The organism is Arthrobacter sp. SAFR-179, from assembly GCF_059414945.1.
The window spans coordinates 252,077-269,229 of sequence record NZ_JBPFDM010000004.1 but is presented as its reverse complement, the minus strand read 5'-3'; the positions used below and the strand labels follow the sequence as shown (position 1 = coordinate 269,229).

Sequence of the window (17,153 nt, the reverse complement as noted above, 5' to 3'; positions counted from 1 at the left end):
GCTTTAGTCGGAGTCCCCGCGCCGGTCGAAGGTGAGGCCGCCGGGGACCTGGAAGGTAGGCATGAGTTCCAGCATGCCAACGTTGACGTGGCGCGGGGTTTCGATGGCGTAGTCCAGGGCGTTGACGATGTCGTCGGTGGTCAGCGACTCGTAGCCCTCGTAGTACGTTTGCCAGGCTTCTTCCATGGCCTCGGGGCTGCCACCCATGTTGCGGCCAAAGATCTCGGTTTCCACGCGGCCGGGGCAGATTTCGGTGACGCGGATCCGCTTGCCCACGGTGTCGTTGCGGAGCTGCCGGGAAATTTGGTGCACTGCGGCCTTGGTGGCGTGGTAGACGGTGTGGCCGTAGAAGTTGTAGATGCCCGCGATGGAGCTGATGTTGACCACGTGGCCGAGGTCCCGTTCCACCATGCCGGGCAGGACCAGCCGGGTGAGCTGCAGGAGCCCGCGGAGGTTGACGTCGATGAGTTCATCAATGTCCTGCTCGGAGGAATCCAGGATGTTGCCCGGCCTGGAGACGCCGGCGCAGTTGACCAGGACGTCCACTTTCAGGTCATTGACGACGGCGGTCAGCGCGGCGGTGTCGGTCAGGTCCACCACATGCGGGACTGCTCCGGTGCGGTCGGCAAGCTCGGTGAGGCGTTCCTCGTTGCGGGCCACCGCATGGACGGTGAGGCCGCGCTTGGCCAGCCGTTCGGCGATGGCGGCGCCCATGCCGGTGGAAGCTCCGGTGACGAGGGCGGTGGTGTAGTCGGAAAAAGGCATTGGTACTCCAAAGTGGTGGAATTCGGGCAGGCTCTTGCGTCCGGCAAGGGGTTGGACGCAGGAGCCTCGGGTTGGCAGGGGTTAGGGATCGCGCAGCGGTTCGTGGGCGCGGTCGTTGGCGGTGGGAAAAGCATTCACGATGTTCAGGCTCCTGACGCTGGGCTGAGTTCGTGCCAGCGCTGGCCGGCGCCGATACCGAGGAGCCCGAAGACCGTGTTGATGGTGTTCCGGAGCCTGTCCAGTTCCAGGCAGGCTGTGCGGTGCATGGCCGTTGCTTCAGCCACGGTTGTCTTTCGAAAGGTGATGGTGTGTCCGGGCCTGGCTTGCGCCAGGACGTCCAGTGAGCGGCTCGTGACAACTGCAAGGACCGGGTAGCCCGCCGTCACGCCTCGCCCCCGGTGCAGCACCAACAGCTCCTCCCGGGACGGGACCTCGATGGCCCCGACCGGAACGCCGCGGGAGAGCACCTCGGACGTGAGCTGACGCTCAGGAAGGGCACCACCGAGCCGCAGCCCGATGTGGTTGCTGCGGGGGCTCACGGTGTACTGCGTGGTGAACAGCAGGTCTGCCGTGTCCCCGAATTCCGCCACGTCCGGCCCGTCGGTGACATCAATGACCGGGTTGGTGGTGAAGACAGGTTTGGTAAGGCCCAGCCGGAACAGCGGCAGACCAAAGTACGGCTGGGTGATGGGCGCCGTGGTCTTCCGCGTTTCGAGGCGGAAGCCCTCCACGAGCTTCAACCCGAAGCCCACCACAGTGTCAGGGGCGCAGCTTCCCAACAGGGTGGGGACCGTGAAGGATCCGTGGACGGCGATGTAGGCGCGCAGTCCGGTCCGGATTCCCCGTACGGCCACGACTTCGCCGGCCCGGACGGACACCGGTTCCCACTGGGGGCAGTCCCGTCCACCCACCGTGAAGTCCAGGGGCGCACCGGTGACGGCGATCAGCAGGTCGGTGGTGGCGCGCATCCGGAAGTCCAGCGCAGTCAGTTCCAGCAGGGGGTCGTTGTCTTCGTTGCCGGCAAGGATGTTTGCGGCCTTGGCGGAATACTGGTCCAGGGCGCCGTTGACGGGGAGGCCATACGCTGGCCCCTTCGTCCGGCCGAGGTCGGTGACCACGGAGTGGCCCGGTTGCAGGATGGCCAGGGAACCGGTCATGGCCGGGCCTCCAGGAACTGCCCCGCGAAATTTCCGAAGTCCTCCGCAGAAATCCGGTAGAAGCGAAGTTTGTCGCCGGGGACGTAAGGCACCAGAGGTTCGCGTGCTGCGTCCAGGACTGTCAGGGGTGTCTGCCCGATGACGCACCAGCCACCCGGTGCCACTGCGGGCGCGATCACGGCCTGGCGTCCAGCCACGGATACGGCACCGGCGGGAACGGACAGCCGCGGGTCCTTGAGCCTGGGGACGGGCACCGGGAAGTCCGGCCCATCCATCATCGGAGAGCCTGCCGGCGCCCCGAGGCAACGGATGACGTAAGTCTTTGCGGTGTGCCTGGCAATCACGTCCTCAACGTCCAGGCCCTGGTGATCCGCCACGCGGTCCAAGTCGGGCCCATAGTCTCCGCCGTAAACCACGGGCACCTCGAAACGGCGCGGTTCCCGCATGGCGGTGCCGATGAAGTCCAGCTGGCGCATTCCCAGGAGGACGAACGCCCGGACCTGGCGCGCCGACGTGACGTAGGGGTCGAATTCCACCAGGACCGAGTCGTAGGTGGGAACGGCACCATAGATGCCGTCGACGCCGGCGGTGGCCAGCCAACCGGCCAACGAGTGGACGGTAGACCAGTTCGCTTCCGCCTCACCGGACCGTACCACCACGCGCAGGGCAGCGTCACCGGATTCGAAAATATCCAATGCTGTTGGCGTTGTCGTAGTGGTCATTGTCAGGACACCTTTTGCTTTGCGGCGAGCACCTCTGCCAATGGGGCGATGGTGACGCCTGCAGCAATAAGTTCGCTGCGTATCAGGCGGGCCAGTTCGACGGCGTCCGGGTTGTCGCCGTGCAGCAGCACCGTGTCTGCCTGGATGGCGATGTCCCTGCCGGAGGCAGTCTCGATCAATCCTCCACAGACCATCCGCACAGTGCGCTCGACGATGACGGAGGGGTCGTGGATCACAGCGCCGGGCTGGCTGCGCGGCACCAGTGTGCCGTCATCCTGGTAGGCGCGGTCCGCGATGCCGACGATGGCCACCCGGAGGCCGCGCTGCGCAGCAGCGGTGGCGAGTTCACCATCCTGCGCCAGGATGATCAGGGCGGGATCCACCCGCACGGCGGCATCCGCTACGGCTCCGGCGTAGTCGGCCCGCGTTGCCACCAGGTTTCCCAGCCGGCCATGCGGGGCAAGGTGGGAGACGGAACCGCCGTGGTAGGCGGCAAACGCTGACAGGGCTCCCAGCTGGTAGATGACGTCGGTGCGGACTTCGTCAGCTGTGAGGTCCATGGCCCGCCGGCCAAAGCCGCGGAGATCCGGGAAGCTCGGATGGGCGCCGATGCCAACTCCCGTCCTGACACATTCAGCCACCGTGGCGTCCATGATGTCAGGGTCCCCTGCGTGGAAGCCGCAGGCAATGTTGGCGCTGGACACGATCTCCAGCAGGGCTTTGTCGTCACCGATCGAGTAGGCACCAAAACCTTCACCAAGATCCGCTACGAGATCGACTGTGGGCATTACGGGCCTTTCTCTGCCTGGTACTGCGGTATGTAAATGAGTGTGGCATCGGAATTCGAGCCACACAAAGACGAATGCGGTATCTCCCTATAGGAAGCGGTTATGACCTTCACCGGCGCTATTGGCACCAACCTTAAGGAATGTACGCGGCTCGTGTTTCGTAACTGTAAAAATGGTGCGGCCAATAAGCTCTTTCCCTGCTTATGCAAAAAAAATATGCCGCCATCAAAATCAGTGATGGCTGGGCGGGGATAGAATGACTTGGTCATTGGAAAGTCATCTGCAATTAACCTATGCCCGAGACTCGGATCACACAAAGACGTAATGCCTGTCCCGCCATAGCGCCAACGTATGACCCCGCATGCTGTGCCGTCCCGCCGGAAAAGAGGAGCGCTATGGACACCCGGAAGCTGGCGTACTTCGTCAAGATCGTCGACTCAGGAAGCATCACCAAGGCGGCCGCCGCCCTCCACGTGGCCCAGCCCGCGCTGAGCCAGCAGGTGTCCGCCCTTGAAACGGAGCTGAAACAGCGGCTCCTGATCCGGAGCAAGCAGGGGGTGGAGCCTACAGCGGCCGGCCATACCCTGTACCGGCACGCGCAGACCATCCTGCGGCTCGTGGAGCAGGCCAGGATCGATGTGGCAGCGTCAGGAGCGGCGCCTTCGGGCCGCGTCTCCATAGCGATCGCCCCCTACAGCATGGCCTCAAGCCTCACTCCCCGGATCATCAGCGAAGTGGGACGCCGCTACCCGGACATCGTGCTGCATCTGACCGAGATCTACGGCGGTGTGCTCAGCGAGGCCATTAAAAACGGACGGTTGGACATGGCGCTCATCTATGAACCAGGGCCCATCCGCGGGGTGCAGTTCACCACCCTCATCGTCGAGGACCTGTACCTGATTGTGAACTCCCGCCGGGAGCTCCCGGTAGCGTCCACGGCGAACACCATCACGCTGGACGAGGTGGCTGCCGTGGGGCTCTTCCTGCCGGAACAGATCCACACCCTTCGGCAGGTGGTTCAGGCGGGCATCGACAGCAGGGGCTTGAAGCTGAAGCTGGTGGGCGAGGTGGAATCGGTCCCCTCCCTTACCCGGCTGCTTCGCACCGACCTCGGAGCGACCATCCTGCCCAAGTCAGCGGCGGACGCCCTGTTCCATGAGGAGGACTTCCGGGTCCTGAGGATCATCGAGCCTGGACTGCAGTGCAAAATTGCGTTGTGCACGCCCGACCATGAACCTTTGTCGGAAGCCGCGTCCGCCGTCCTGCTGGTACTTAAGGAAATGCTGCAGGAAATGCTCCGGAGTAAATATTCCCCGCTCCCCGCCGCACCGTTCGAGGCATCATAAGCGGGCCTTATCAGGTCACGCCGCTTTAGTCTTATTCATGGAATTGCGTGCGTTCTAGGATAAAAGCCATAAAGGTTTCGCCGAAGGCGATACCGCGGCAATAAATTCCCTGGAGCCCAGCCATGAAGAAGATCACCAGCCTGCAGTACCGGAAGACAGCTGAAAGAAGAATCCAGCTGAAAGCCAGCACCGGTTCACATTGCCCCGCCAACGGTTTTTGGCGTCCCGAGGACGGGGGCGCCACCGAGCCCGTCTTCGTGTTCGAGGGAAGCATGATGCCCCCGGGCAGGCGCGGCACCACCATGTGGTATCTGGAGGACGCGCAGGCGGGACCGCCCGCCTACCTCCTGCCCGGCATGAACTGACCGGCTCATCGGCTCTAAAGCGGCAAGAGGAAAGGCCCGGAGTTCCGAAGGAATCCCGGGCCTCTTGGCTTAACCGTGTCGAATGCTGGGTATTTGCCGTTTTACGTGGTCACAACGACAAGTACCCAGCAATCGGTGGGGATACGTGACTACAGGGCCGGCTCCAGTTCGGCGTCCTCCACCAGCAGGCCCTTCGCCTTCAGCACATCTGTCAGTTTGCACAACTCGATGGTGGTGCCGCCTTCCTTGTACCGGCGGATGAGGTCGTCCTCGGCGTCCACCCGTGCCTGGGACAGGCGGATGACCTCCTCGATCTCATCTTTCCGGACCACCACCACACCGTCGGCGTCACCCAGCAGGACGTCCCCGGGGTAGATAATTTCGTCACCGAAGACCAGGGGATGGTTGATGGGGCCAATGGTTTCCTTGACGGTCCCCTTGATGCAGACGCTGCCGGAGAACACCGGCAGGCCGAGTTCGATCAGGTCCTTGGTGTCGCGGACACCGGAGTCCGTGACCATGCCGGCCAGGCCTTTCGCCTTCATGGCGTTGCCCAGCACATCGCCGAACGTCCCGGCTTCCTCGTACTCGCCCGCTGCTACCAGGACAACGTCACCCTTCTGCGCATAATGGATCGCCACCTGGAGCATGAGGTTGTCCCGGGGTGCACAGACCACGGTGACGGCGGGTCCGCAGAACGTCATGCTGCGCTCGATGGGCTTAATCCTGGAGCTCAGGGCACCTTTGCGGCCCTGCGCTTCATGCACTGTAGCGGAGGAGAACTTGGAAAGGCGCTGAATGGCGTCCTCAGAGGGCCTGTCGAATTTCGTTTTGACGTGGATCATGGGGTGCTCCTGTTGTTGGAAAGAGTAGGCAATTGGATGGTTGGGTCAGGCCAGCGCCGTGACGGCCTTTTCGATGGCGGCAATGGATTCCTCGATCACCGGCAGCCCGGTGGCGTAGGAGATCCGGAAATAAGGGCTCAGCCCGTAGGCCGAACCCTGGATGACGGCAACAGATCCTGCTTCCAGCAGGTACAGCGTGAAGTCCTCGTCGTTGGTGATTTGCCTGCCATCGGGCGTCGTCTTGCCGATGACCCCGGCGCAGTTGACGTAGGCGTAAAAGGCGCCATCCGGCGTCGTGCACTGCAGGCCCTTGACTGCGTTCAGCCCGGTGATAGCCGCATCCCGCCGTTCGCGGTACACGTCCACGCTTTCGCGGACGAATGCCTGGTCTCCGGTGAGTGCCTCGGCGGCAGCGGCCTGGCTGATGGAGGACGGGCAGGAGGACATCTGGGACTGCAGTTTGTTGATGGCAGCCACAATGGGCGCCGGACCACCGGCATAGCCCAGGCGCCAGCCCGTCATGGCATAGGCCTTGGAAACGCCGTTGGTGACCAGCACCCGGTCCTTGAGCCCAGGGGCAACTGCCACCAGGCTGGTGATCGGCTCCTCGCCGAAGTGGATCTCGTCGTAGATCTCATCAGTAAGGACGTAGACGGCCGGATGGTCCTGAAGGACGGCGGCCAGGCCGGCCAATTCCTCGCGGGAGTAGACAGCTCCTGTGGGGTTGGAGGGCGTGTTGAGGATAACCCATTTGGTGCGCTCCGTCAGTGCCCCTGCCAAGGCCGCAGGGGTCAGTTTGAAGCCGGTTTCTCCGCCACAGGAAACGATGACGGGGGTTCCTTCATTGGCGAGCACCATGTCCGGGTAGGAGACCCAGTACGGTGCGGGGATGACCACCTCGTCGCCCTGGTCCAGGGTGGCCATGAATGCGGTGAAAATGACCTGCTTCCCGCCGCCGCCGATGGTGATCTCAGCCGGGGTGTACTGCTGCCCGGTTTTGCGCTGCAGCGTCTGCAGGATGGCCTTTTGCAATTCGGGCGTTCCGGTAACCGACGTGTACTTGGTTTCACCGCGGCCGATGGCTGCGATGGCAGCGTCCTTGATGTGCTGCGGCGTATCGAAATCCGGTTCTCCGACCGTCAGGTCCAGGATGCGGCGGCCCTCGGCCTTGAGCTCCCGCACACGGGCCGCCGCGGCAACGCTGGGTGAGGATTTGATACGGGTTACGCGTGATGCGGGCACGAATTCAGGCATGTTCTCTTCCAGGCTTCCGGTACGGATGAGGGTGGTTGATTCGAGCCTAGGGAACGCGCAGCCCACTTGGATAAGACCTAAAGTGCGTGGACAGATAAGCAGCCCTTATGACAGGAGCAGCCAGAACTTCCGCGTATTGCTCCACGCACTTTCGGTATTGCCTGCCGGGCTTGCCTGCCGCGTAACCTGCAGGGTGGACAGCGGACCCAAAGCCGGATCAGCGCCGGCCCCGGCCTCGGTCCTCTCAGGCCCTGCGGGGCGAACAATGGCTAAGTCCCCTACCCACGGGGCGCCGCGCTGACATTGAAACACCACGGAGATAAGGAGCAGAGTTGCCGGGTAGAGAGATTCAGGAACGGATGCTTCCCCGTACAACCGGCACCGGGACGGGCGGAACCTCGGCGGCCGCCTACCGGTACCGGGGCGGGCCGAAAGCGGACCCCGCCACTGCCCGCGCGGAACAAGCCCTGGCCATGCTGGCCCAACTGCGGACGACCATCGCGCTCCGCTCCAGCAGGGTGCGTGCCCTCACCGCCGAGCTGGGTGACTGCGTTGCCCAGGCCCTGTGCGACGGCGTGAAGGTCGCCGCCGTCGCAAAGGCCGCCGGCCTGCCAGCCGCCAGTATCCGCTCTGCCGCGCTGGCACGCGGCGAGCTGTACCCGACGGGCCAAACCTGGAACGGGCATCTTGACCTCATTGCAGGATTATCTGCGGAGTTGGCGGCGGCCGGAGGCGCCCGGAATGCCGCGGAAGAAGAACGCACGCAGGTACTGGCCATGGCTAGGAAGTCCCGACTCCTTGATGACTACCAACTTGCCGGCGCAAGCGGACTGAAGTCCGACGAGATCCGCAAGATGACCAGGGGCGTGGGTTTGCGTGTGGCCTAGCCCGGATGATCCGTCCCGGCGGATATGATCCGCGGCCCGCCGTCTTTCACCCCGTTGTCCCTTGCGGAGGCCGGCGTAGACGAGTCCGGCTTAGCTTCACGCCCCCGCTCTGGCGGCGACCGGCAAGCAAGCGTAGCGTCTTTTCGAAGAGGCCGCCGCAAGCATGATGTCTGCCTGCACGGCGCTTCGGTAAGGCGCGGAGGAGGCCGGAATGGCTGGGTGGAATGCCGATACGGCGGCCGGTCCACTAGGGGCTGGCTCTGTGACGTTGGTCGAGGGCTCATCCTTCTGTATTTCGTCATCCAACGGGGATATTCAAGCCGATCGTCCGCATGGCCTCTTCGTGGCCGACGTCAGGATCCTGTCAATCTGGCGCCTGACAGTGGATGGACAGGCGCTTGAACCACTCACAGCGGAGACCAAGGAGCCGTTCCGTGCCGCCTTTGTTGCAAGGATCCCCCGGTCCGACGGTTACGCGGACAGCCCACTTATTGTGGAACGGCTGCGGGAAGTGGGGGCCGGCCTTCAGGAGCAGATCACCGTCCACAACTACTCGCAGGAGCCTGCTGAGTGCCTCATCGTCCTGGAAACAGGGGGCGACTTCGCGGACCTCTTCGAGGTGAAGGAGGCACGGATCCGGCGACGGTGGGCGGAAACACGAGAAGCCGACGACGGAATGCTCACCATTCGTGGCAGCTGGCAGGACGTCCGCAAGGGCACGGCTATCCACGCTCCTGGTGCCGACATTTCCGGTAACACCGTCCAATATCGGGTGTCCGTACCCGCTCATGGGCAGTGGAGCACAGTCCTGACCGTTCTGCCCACCAACGATGGAGTCCACGCACCGGCTTTCACCCATTCCGAGGGGGATAGCCTGTCCCCGCGGGACCGTCGCCGCCGGGAGTGGGTGGCGAAAATCCCCGTACTGCAGGTGGCCAACCGGTCCGTAGAACGGACCCTGCGCCGCAGTTACGACGACCTCGGTGCTCTTCGAATCGAGGACCCACACCATCCGGAGCGCGTTGTCGTCGCCGCCGGTGCACCCTGGTTCATGACCCTGTTCGGAAGGGATTCCTTGTGGGCCTCGGTGATGGCGATGCCGGTAGACCCGTCGCTCGCCTTGGGCACACTCCAGACCCTGGCGGACCGCCAAGGCAACGTGGTGGACCCCATGACGGAAGAGGAACCCGGCAAGATCCTCCACGAGGTCCGGCTTGATGTCTCCAGCGGCCTGTCCCTGGGCGGCAAGTCGAACTACTACGGAAGCGTGGACGCCACGCCCCTGTTCCTGATGGTGCTCGGAGCCGTCAGCCGTTGGGGATTCGCCGCGGACACCATCAAGGCCCTGCTGCCCCACGCCGACCGCGCACTCGACTGGATCGTGAACTACGGCGACAAGGACGGTGACGGCTTCGTTGAGTACCAGCGGCTGAACGACCAGGGGCTGCTCAACCAGGGCTGGAAAGACTCCTGGGACGGCATCAACTCTGCCGACGGCACCCTGGCCGAGCCGCCAATCGCGCTCTGCGAGGTCCAGGCCTACGTATACGTCGCTTACCTGTCACGGGCATGGCTGGCCTACGACGCCGGTGACATGGCCTTGGGCGACGACCTTACCGGTCGCGCTGCCCGGCTGAAGAAGCAGTTCAACGAGCAATTCTGGATCCCGGAGCGCGGATACTACGCCATCGCGCTCGACGGCAGGAAACGGCAGGTGGATGCCTGTGCCTCGAACATGGGGCACTGCCTGCTTCAAGGTCTGATCGACGAAGACAAAGCCCCGCAAGTCGCCGCGCACCTGATGTCACCGGAAATGTTTAGCGGCTGGGGCGTACGCACCCTGGCCAGCAACATGGGCGCCTACAACCCTGCCAGCTACCACAACGGGTCCGTCTGGCCCCACGACAACGCCATCATCACGGCCGGGCTCCTCCGGTACGGCTTCGTCGCCGAAGCGCAAAGAATCGCCACCGGGATGATGGACGCGGCAGAGTTCTCCGACGGCCGACTCCCGGAACTGTTCTGCGGCTTCAGCCGTGACCACCTCGCCACTCCCGTTCCGTACCCCACCGCCTGCTCGCCCCAGGCGTGGGCAGCCACCGCGCCCATCCAGATCGTGTCCAGCCTTATGCGCTACGACCCGGTCGTGTCTGCTGGCGGCGTGTGGCTCGATCCCGTCCTCCCCCAGTCCTTCGGGGACCTGCACATCTCCAACGCCCCGCTTGGCAGCGGCCGCATCACCATCGACATCGTCGGCTCCGTCCCGTCCATCCAAGGACTACCCCCGGAGATGGCCCTTCACCGGGGACACCGACCGTGGATGTCGGAACTGGTTGAGGAAGCGGTGCGGCGTCGTGGAAGTAGTCGCCCCAGATCAAACCCTCTTCGTTAGGGAACCACGTCGAGCTTCGTGGTGTCCAAGACCTCCTGTTCTTCGCCTCCATGCCATAACGAATCGCTATGTAGGTACATAAAAGCGGACTTTGTGTGACCCACACCGCAAACGTTAACTTGATGTCTGGGGCCGGTCCGCAAAGCCGTAAAGACGACTTGCGAGAGAGCTCACAGCAGGACCAACCGGATATTCCACTCGAAATCTCTTTCCCAGAGCCCAGGTGTAGCGGCAGCCGGTGTTCACCCAATCACCAACGGAGACGAAATGACTGAAACCTTACTTCCGAAGAAGACCCCGGTCAGGGCCGCAGTGGCGGCCTGGATCGGCACGACGCTGGAGTACTACGACTTCGCCGTGTACGGCACCTCGTCCGCGTTGATCCTGAACGTCCTCTTCTTCTCGCCCGAGCTCCCCCAGGGCATCAGCGTGCTGCTCGCAATGATCACCTTTGCGGTCGGCTACGCGGTACGTCCGCTCGGCTCTCTCATCCTGGGGCCGCTGGGTGATCGCCGCGGCCGCAAGTTCGTCATGATGATCACACTGTTCGGCATCGGCGGCTGTACCTTCCTGATCGGGTGCCTGCCCACGTACGCCCAAATCGGTCCTCTTGCTCCGATCCTGCTCGTGCTGATCCGCGTCATCCAAGGACTGTGCCTTTCCGGCGAGCAGCCCAGTGCCATCACTATGAGCCTGGAGCATGCTTCCGAGGGCCGACGCGGGTTCCTCGCGAGCTTCACCACGTTGGGATCCTCCTCCGGGACGCTGCTCACACTGCTGGTCTTCATCCCGATCGCAGCTATGCCTTCGGAGCAGTTGCTGACCTGGGGTTGGCGGCTTCCGTTCTGGGCCTCCGCCGTCGTAGTCGTCGCTGCATACCTGATCCGCCGCCACATCCAGGAGCCGCCCGAGTTCGTAAAGCTCCAGGCCGCCAAGGTGAACGTCGCCCCCCTCAGGCACCTTCTGCGCTTCCACTGGCGCGCGGTGCTGCGGATCGTATTCTGTGCGCTCATTGCGGGCACGAGCTACATGATGCAAACCTTCTCGGTCGCATTCGGGACCGCCGGATACAAACTGGACAAGCCGACCATGCTCCTGACGACCACCGTCTCGGCAGTGATCGCCCTCGGAATCACCCCCCTGGCAGGATTCCTTGTGGACAAGATCGGCCGTAAAACGATGTTCCTCATCGCAACAGGCGGCGTAGGCATCACCATGGTGCCCTACCTGTGGTCAATCACGACCGGCAACTGGTCGCTGATCTTCCTGTTTGGCATCATCAACTACTCCCTCTTCTACTCAATGGTTAACGCGTCCTGGCCCTCGTTCTTCGCAGAGATGTTCCCCGGCCGGCTGCGCGTCTCCGGACTCGCCCTTGGCACCCAGATCGGCTTCGCCATCTCGGGCGTCATCGGCCCCGTTCTCTCCACGGCACTCGCTGGCCCCGACCTGAAAGATTGGGTTGGGCCGTCCATGGTCGCGCTCGGATTCATGGTCCTGGCAGGAATCTCAGCCCTCACCGCCAAGGAGACTAAGAAATACACGCTCAAGGAGCTGGACGAGGTGCAGCAGAGCGAGCGAGAAACGGCCGCCCTCGCTGCCGCAACCGTATCGCCCAGCAGGACCGCGCCCCGCCTCACTGCCTAGCCCGGCACCTTGAAGTGACGAGCCAAGAGCGCATTGAGAAATGTCACACCCCGCATTGAACTGGTCCCCGAAAGTTGGACTGGCCAAATAGGAGCCTAAGCCGCAAGGGCCTGAGTACGGTATTGAACCGTCCTCAGGCCCTTGAGTTTTGCCGAGATTCTTTTGGTTTTACCAGTGGTGCACTGGCGCTGCCAGTGACTTGGTAATCAGAAATCGCAGTACGGCGGCCTATTCGTTGTCTCGGAACGGTACTCCCGGCCCTTGTCGCCCTGAGAGCAGGGCCCTCGGATTATGACGAAAAGCTTTGCAGAACGTCGATTAGCTGACTTTCACGGCCCAGGCTGCGTGGCTGGCGCGCACAGGCCAAAAGCCCAACGTGTGGTTAAGAGCAGGGACCACTGAATCAGTTTGGGAACCTGGAGCTTGGTGCGAGACCCGCGCGCAATTCATGACAGGATCCGGACCCGCGTCCCCTTGATTTCCACTTCGGTGAGCTTGACGCGTTCGTCCGGGGTGTTGTTTGGCCAGTGGAAGACCAGGTAGTCCTGTCCTTTGGAGGTGCGGAGGATCATGCCGTGGCCGCCGTTGCTGGACCACAGGGGCCGGTCGTGCTGAATCCAGGGGCCCGTGATGGTTCCACTTTCTGATTCGGCGATGCCCATCGCGTATCCTTCCTCGCCGTGGCTCGACCACAGCATCAGCAGTGACTCCTCGGGCGATCGGAGAAGAAATGGACCGTCGGTGAACATGGGGTCCTTGGCAAGGTTCAGGCCCTCCGGTGGTTCGATCCCATTCGGGAACTGCAGTGGCCTGCTCCAAGCTGCCGATGAAGCTGGGAACAGCAGGATTGGCTCACCGATGCCAGCTTTCAGGTCCTGTGTCAGGCGGAGCGCGCACATCTCGCCGTCGGAGATCCCTGGTTTGTCGGCTGTCCCCTCCGCGCCGCGGCTGTAAACCAGCCACGGGGCAGAGTCCTCCGCAATGAAGAGTGTTCCGTCGAGGCTTGGCTCAGATGCCGGCGTCACGGGCCCATCGCTCCACGGTTCGTAGGGGCCTGTGGGGTGGTCCGCGACCAGGACTGCGACTCCGCGGGGGCGCGAGCCGGTGGAGGTGGCGAATGTGGCAAGCATGAAGAACCGCCCGTTAACGCAGTGGACTTCCGGCGCCCAGTACTGGGTGTCCGCCCAGAAGCCTTGCGGAGGGCGGAACGCGGCGATGGGGCCGTTCCAGCGCTCGAGATCGTCGCTAATGTAGCAGTCGAAACCGGTCGCGGGGCCACCCCAAACGTTCTCGTCGGTGGTCCCGAAAAGGACGAAATCACCTGGAAACGGCTCCAGGATGAACGGATCACGCATCCGAATGTCCTCAAGGCGGAGTTGTTCAACGGGCATATGCGTTCCCTTCGTCGGCTTGGCGGCTCACCGCGTCGGTGCCCGGCCTGGTCCGTGCGCCGACACCAGTCTTACCGTCGTCGGCAACCCTTTGGAGAACCACTTTCGCCCAATGGAAACTTTCGTCAGCGGAGCCGGCCAAGGGAAGGCGCGTCGTCAGACCATGCGCAACTCCCCAGTCGCGGCCCCTCCCCATGGTTTACGAGCCAGAGTTTAGGTGCTTCCAAGCACCAAATTCCTCCTAAGCGTGAACGTTGCAGCCACTACTCCCGTCTCATGAATACCCGCGCTTGCCAGCTGAATTTGGCCGGGGGAAGGCTCGGACAAGGACGCGCCCAGGCTTTTCTCTCACTTGCCAGCGGGTGTCAGCGTTATCCCCGCGCAGTGCCGACGTTTTACCCTCAGTCGCCGGCGCCTGCCATGCGCCATCACCCTTGGGAAGGGGTGGTGCCTCAGGGGTAGCCCACGGCGGCCATCCGGAGCCATGATGGCACTATGACTGATCCCCAACGGAAGCTGTCCGCCGCCGAGCTCGCAGAGGCCGGGCTCACTGGCTGGCGCGTGACCGGCGAGGCCCTCGCCGCCACCTTCCGGACCCGGAAGTTCTCCACCGGCCTGGAGCTCGTGAACCGCATCGGCGCCTCCGCCCAGGAGGCCAACCACCACCCCGACCTCACGCTCACCTATCCCGAGGTCGGCGTCACGCTCTCGAGCCACGATGTCGGCGGGATCACCAGCCGCGACATCGACCTGGCCCGCACCATCAGCGGCCACGCCGCAGACCTCGGGGTCGCTGCCGCGGAGTGAGTCCGCGCCGTCGGGCACGGGGCGAACGGCTCCTCAAGGCGCTAAGCGGAACCTAACCCGTCAGAGGGACGCCACCACAAGCCATGTCAACACGTAAGCAGAAAACCCTCTGACGAGGGGATATGCCGTGCCCGAGGTGGGACTCGAACTACATTCGAAGGCCTGCCAATACTGGGATCTCCCGAAAACATCAGCAGTTCGACCCGATCCGACCGATCTACTCCCCGTTCCAAAGCCAAAGGTGTTGACACTGTCAACACCTTTTTGTTTCCTATCCCAACAGCAGCCCGGAGTCATTTTTCGAGGACATTGGGGCCTCCCGGCAGAAAGCCTCCGTGGACTGACTACGAATCCGCAGCCTTTTCCGGCTTGAACAGGCAGAAACATCGCTGATTTTGATTATCAGTGCGATGAGAAGCTTCAGTGCTGTGAGGTCGGTGCGGAAATGTTCAGCTTCACTGGCTGAAGGCGGCTGCGAGCCATGCAAGTACTTGTTTCGAAGCTCCGGCCCGTTACTAAACTCAGTCTTGTTCAACAAGAAGTTGAAGTAGCTGGCCTCCGACTCCGTTAGTAACGAAGACTTTCGCGACACCCACCCCCGAGCTTCGAGCGTATCCACGTACTCACGGCCCCTCGGTGGAAGACAATGTTCGGCGGCGCCCTGTGTGTCGAAGAATTTGTGGAGCACCCCCAACTACTGCCACTCTACAAATTGAACTCGAGTGCCCCCAGCAGCTGATGAAGAACATCTTCCTCTATCCTGAGCAGAACGCGGTTCGGAAGGGCCTGGAAGCGGGGCTTGCCCACGAGCTCAGCTATACCCTGTCCCCCCAAGCGCGCCAAAGCCCTACCTCAACTACGCGCAGTTCGCGCCACAACTCTACGGTGTCTGCGCGGCATCCTGGACTAGGTCGAGCACGTACCCTCGGTGATGACGGAAGAAGAGTCGGCTGAGCTGATGGGCGTGCTGCCGCTGCCGGACCTGGTTCGACGGGCGCCACATGGCGGCATCGATCTTTCCGAGAACGCCAACCCGAAGGCGTGAGACTTGGTTAACGGAGCGAAGAACGTGTGGGTGCCTCAGCAGATCGCCGGGATGGGCGGGTGGAAGGACACGGTGGCCACCATCGGCATCACTGACCAGGGGTCGGACCATCAGGCAGAGCCTGATGCTTACCTTGATGATCCGAACAACTGCTCCGGGTGGCCACAATCCGTGATTCACCGCTACACCCACGAGGGCCTGCTCCTGGACGACTGAGCAATGCACAAAAGACCCCTGCGATCCAAGCGGACTGGCAGGGGTCTTTTCGTTGCAGCGCTACATCACATGCCAGCGATGCCCTGCTGCACGACCGAATTGACAGCGCTCATACCAACTTGAACGCCACCAGTTCCGGCAAGTTCGACGAGCTTGTAGGCCAGCTCCTTAATCCGGCTTGGTTGCGCAGACGCGGACTGAATTTCTTGCTGTATTTCGTCAGCCACTGCTTCGGCTTCTGCGACAGTTTCAGATGAGACACGCACGAGGTCGGACGCGATCAACGGGATTACCGTCTTCAGCATCTCGGAAACCTGGTCAACCTGCCCCTGCGTTAGATTATTCGACTGGGTGACATTTGAACTATTGTGTGACCAGTTGAAGGCCCCGGAGTTATGGATAGTGATATGTCCCCTGCCACTATCTCCAGCAGGTGTGCCGTTATCCACGATCGATATCCCCTTATTTGTTATCGTCGGCCTCGCCAGGTCGCCACTAAAAGTAAGGATGCCTTCAATGTGCTTCTCATCCAGCAGCCACTCAGCTGCGCGGTCCAGCTCGGCTTCGGTGTACGGATCTCCAAAGTGTTGGTTGGCGGGGCTGGTGAGGAAGTCGGTGATACCGGAGGCCTCTTCTCCACGAACATAAAGATCGTAGAGCCAGCTGCGAACGTCTTCGCGGATCTGCCGTGTACGACGTCTTGGATCTGAACGCAGTGCTTTGAACTCTTCGGCCACGTCTACGCCCGCTTGGTTCAGCGTGACCGTCTGGATGCCGGCTAGTGAAGGTTCGAACCACAACCACCCACGCGTCTGGAGCTCTTGGAGATCGCCGGTCACGCTCTGTCGAGGAAGACCGCGGGACACGGCATCTTCATAGAGCTCCCCAACCCCGACCTGGCGATTGCCATCAAGGTGCTCGAAGTCGACGAGCGTTGCGATGAGCTGCAAGTGCCGCAGTCCAGTCTCGGACTGAATGAGTGATTCAACTTCTGACAATGTGTCCCCCTGGAGTCTGCGAACTAAGTGCTCCCCACTCTAGCTATGAGGTGTGACAATTCCCGCCCGTAGCGCCTGTCTGCGCTAGGTTTATCCCGTGACTGTAGAAAATGAATCCAGAGACCCAGCCCCTGTGAAGCCCATGCCCGCCAGCATCATCGGCGCGTGGTTCAGAGATCCGCTCTTCTGGCAAGGCGTGACTGCTAGCACCTTGTCCACAGCGATAGTTGCTGCCGGTGCCGTAGTCGCCGCACTCCTCACTGGTCTCGTCGATCTAAAGGCTGCCATCGTGACGCTGCTCAGCATCGTGGCAGTCATCTCCGTCGCTGCAATCTTGATCTGGCTCATTCCTGCCGCCAGGAGTGGTCTGGATAAGTTCAAGTCCAAGGTGCTCAACGAGAACGCACATGTGTCCATCTTTGGCGCTGGCATATCGGCCTTCGTGTCAATTCTGGGGCTGATCATTACGCACTTCCTGGGCGGGTCGTGATGATCTAGCCCCACGCCACGCATTCAAACGTACGTTCT

Annotated in this window: 16 protein-coding genes; 8 read left to right on the top strand and 8 right to left on the bottom strand. The window is 62.5% G+C overall.

The window, feature by feature from the left end; genetic code table 11:
• Positions 1-3: 3 nt before the first annotated feature.
• The 4 genes from ACR65K_RS10045 to ACR65K_RS10030 all read right to left on the bottom strand — a co-directional run bounded on the left by ACR65K_RS10045 (position 4) and on the right by ACR65K_RS10030 (position 3,432).
• Entirely contained in the window at positions 4-765 is a 762-nt protein-coding gene (locus ACR65K_RS10045; RefSeq protein WP_255175418.1) for an SDR family oxidoreductase, read from the bottom strand.
• 143 nt (positions 766-908) lie between these two features.
• Positions 909-1,922, bottom strand: a complete 1,014-nt coding sequence (locus ACR65K_RS10040; RefSeq protein WP_440152588.1) for a 5-oxoprolinase subunit C family protein — start codon at positions 1,920-1,922, stop codon at positions 909-911.
• Positions 1,919-2,644, bottom strand: a complete 726-nt coding sequence (locus tag ACR65K_RS10035) for a 5-oxoprolinase subunit B family protein (protein WP_440152587.1) — start codon at positions 2,642-2,644, stop codon at positions 1,919-1,921. Before ACR65K_RS10035 ends, ACR65K_RS10040 begins: the two co-directional genes overlap by 4 nt.
• Before the next feature lie 2 nt (positions 2,645-2,646).
• Positions 2,647-3,432: a LamB/YcsF family protein gene (locus ACR65K_RS10030; protein WP_440152585.1), complete on the bottom strand. Its 786-nt coding sequence runs from the start codon at positions 3,430-3,432 to the stop codon at positions 2,647-2,649.
• 395 nt (positions 3,433-3,827) lie between these two features.
• Between ACR65K_RS10030 and nac the strand changes: the two genes are divergently transcribed.
• Both nac and ACR65K_RS10020 read left to right on the top strand, forming a co-directional pair.
• Entirely contained in the window at positions 3,828-4,778 is a 951-nt protein-coding gene (gene nac / locus ACR65K_RS10025; RefSeq protein WP_440152583.1) for a nitrogen assimilation transcriptional regulator NAC, read from the top strand.
• 122 nt (positions 4,779-4,900) lie between these two features.
• Positions 4,901-5,143 (top strand): hypothetical protein, encoded by a 243-nt coding sequence (locus ACR65K_RS10020; RefSeq protein ID WP_440152582.1) that lies wholly within the window; start codon positions 4,901-4,903, stop codon positions 5,141-5,143.
• Between the two features lie 149 nt (positions 5,144-5,292).
• On the opposite strand, the gene ACR65K_RS10015 is transcribed toward ACR65K_RS10020, so the two are convergent.
• Positions 5,293-5,988, bottom strand: coding sequence for a 4-carboxy-4-hydroxy-2-oxoadipate aldolase/oxaloacetate decarboxylase (locus ACR65K_RS10015; RefSeq protein WP_440152580.1), 696 nt, complete (start codon positions 5,986-5,988; stop codon positions 5,293-5,295).
• A 45-nt stretch (positions 5,989-6,033) separates the two neighbouring features.
• A complete protein-coding gene (locus ACR65K_RS10010) occupies positions 6,034-7,242 on the bottom strand; it encodes an aspartate transaminase (RefSeq protein ID WP_440152579.1) in 1,209 nt (402 codons plus the stop codon).
• Between the two features lie 359 nt (positions 7,243-7,601).
• Here ACR65K_RS10010 and ACR65K_RS10005 point away from each other — a divergent pair, with 359 nt between their 5' ends.
• The 3 genes from ACR65K_RS10005 (at position 7,602) to ACR65K_RS09995 (ending at position 12,168) form a co-directional block, all read left to right on the top strand.
• Positions 7,602-8,129 carry a hypothetical protein gene (locus ACR65K_RS10005; protein ID WP_440152577.1) on the top strand — a complete coding sequence of 176 codons (528 nt, stop codon included), beginning with the start codon at positions 7,602-7,604 and terminating at the stop codon, positions 8,127-8,129.
• A gap of 211 nt (positions 8,130-8,340) precedes the next feature.
• A complete protein-coding gene (locus ACR65K_RS10000) occupies positions 8,341-10,521 on the top strand; it encodes an amylo-alpha-1,6-glucosidase (RefSeq protein ID WP_440152576.1) in 2,181 nt (726 codons plus the stop codon).
• A 267-nt stretch (positions 10,522-10,788) separates the two neighbouring features.
• Complete coding sequence (locus ACR65K_RS09995) at positions 10,789-12,168, top strand: MFS transporter (RefSeq protein WP_440152574.1); 1,380 nt, start codon at positions 10,789-10,791, stop codon at positions 12,166-12,168.
• A 446-nt stretch (positions 12,169-12,614) separates the two neighbouring features.
• Here the strand turns inward: ACR65K_RS09995 and ACR65K_RS09990 are convergent, their stop codons facing one another.
• Positions 12,615-13,559 (bottom strand): glycoside hydrolase family 43 protein, encoded by a 945-nt coding sequence (locus tag ACR65K_RS09990; RefSeq protein WP_440152572.1) that lies wholly within the window; start codon positions 13,557-13,559, stop codon positions 12,615-12,617.
• Positions 13,560-14,054: 495 nt separating this feature from the next.
• On the opposite strand from ACR65K_RS09990, the gene ACR65K_RS09985 reads away from it, so the two are divergent.
• Both ACR65K_RS09985 and ACR65K_RS09980 read left to right on the top strand, forming a co-directional pair.
• Positions 14,055-14,366, top strand: coding sequence for a 4a-hydroxytetrahydrobiopterin dehydratase (locus ACR65K_RS09985; protein WP_307090432.1), 312 nt, complete (start codon positions 14,055-14,057; stop codon positions 14,364-14,366).
• A gap of 1,075 nt (positions 14,367-15,441) precedes the next feature.
• Positions 15,442-15,627: a hypothetical protein gene (locus ACR65K_RS09980; RefSeq protein WP_440152570.1), complete on the top strand. Its 186-nt coding sequence runs from the start codon at positions 15,442-15,444 to the stop codon at positions 15,625-15,627.
• Positions 15,628-15,692: 65 nt separating this feature from the next.
• Here ACR65K_RS09980 and ACR65K_RS09975 read toward each other — a convergent pair whose 3' ends face one another.
• Complete coding sequence (locus tag ACR65K_RS09975) at positions 15,693-16,577, bottom strand: hypothetical protein (RefSeq protein ID WP_440152568.1); 885 nt, start codon at positions 16,575-16,577, stop codon at positions 15,693-15,695.
• A 145-nt stretch (positions 16,578-16,722) separates the two neighbouring features.
• Between ACR65K_RS09975 and ACR65K_RS09970 the strand changes: the two genes are divergently transcribed.
• The gene (locus ACR65K_RS09970) at positions 16,723-17,115 is read left to right on the top strand and encodes a hypothetical protein (RefSeq protein WP_440152567.1); all 393 of its coding nucleotides are present in this window, start codon (positions 16,723-16,725) and stop codon (positions 17,113-17,115) included.
• Positions 17,116-17,153 lie beyond the last annotated feature (38 nt).

Excerpts from the sequence above, each read along its gene's own strand:
- ACR65K_RS10045 (WP_255175418.1), bottom strand. The coding sequence starts at position 765 with ATGCCTTTTTCCGACTACACCACCGCCCTCGTCACCGGAGCTTCCACC.
- ACR65K_RS10040 (WP_440152588.1), bottom strand. The coding sequence starts at position 1,922 with ATGACCGGTTCCCTGGCCATCCTGCAACCGGGCCACTCCGTGGTCACC.
- ACR65K_RS10035 (WP_440152587.1), bottom strand. The coding sequence starts at position 2,644 with ATGACCACTACGACAACGCCAACAGCATTGGATATTTTCGAATCCGGT.
- ACR65K_RS10030 (WP_440152585.1), bottom strand. The coding sequence starts at position 3,432 with ATGCCCACAGTCGATCTCGTAGCGGATCTTGGTGAAGGTTTTGGTGCC.
- nac (WP_440152583.1), top strand. The coding sequence starts at position 3,828 with ATGGACACCCGGAAGCTGGCGTACTTCGTCAAGATCGTCGACTCAGGA.
- ACR65K_RS10020 (WP_440152582.1), top strand. The coding sequence starts at position 4,901 with ATGAAGAAGATCACCAGCCTGCAGTACCGGAAGACAGCTGAAAGAAGA.
- ACR65K_RS10015 (WP_440152580.1), bottom strand. The coding sequence starts at position 5,988 with ATGATCCACGTCAAAACGAAATTCGACAGGCCCTCTGAGGACGCCATT.
- ACR65K_RS10010 (WP_440152579.1), bottom strand. The coding sequence starts at position 7,242 with ATGCCTGAATTCGTGCCCGCATCACGCGTAACCCGTATCAAATCCTCA.
- ACR65K_RS10005 (WP_440152577.1), top strand. The coding sequence starts at position 7,602 with ATGCTTCCCCGTACAACCGGCACCGGGACGGGCGGAACCTCGGCGGCC.
- ACR65K_RS10000 (WP_440152576.1), top strand. The coding sequence starts at position 8,341 with ATGGCTGGGTGGAATGCCGATACGGCGGCCGGTCCACTAGGGGCTGGC.
- ACR65K_RS09995 (WP_440152574.1), top strand. The coding sequence starts at position 10,789 with ATGACTGAAACCTTACTTCCGAAGAAGACCCCGGTCAGGGCCGCAGTG.
- ACR65K_RS09990 (WP_440152572.1), bottom strand. The coding sequence starts at position 13,559 with ATGCCCGTTGAACAACTCCGCCTTGAGGACATTCGGATGCGTGATCCG.
- ACR65K_RS09985 (WP_307090432.1), top strand. The coding sequence starts at position 14,055 with ATGACTGATCCCCAACGGAAGCTGTCCGCCGCCGAGCTCGCAGAGGCC.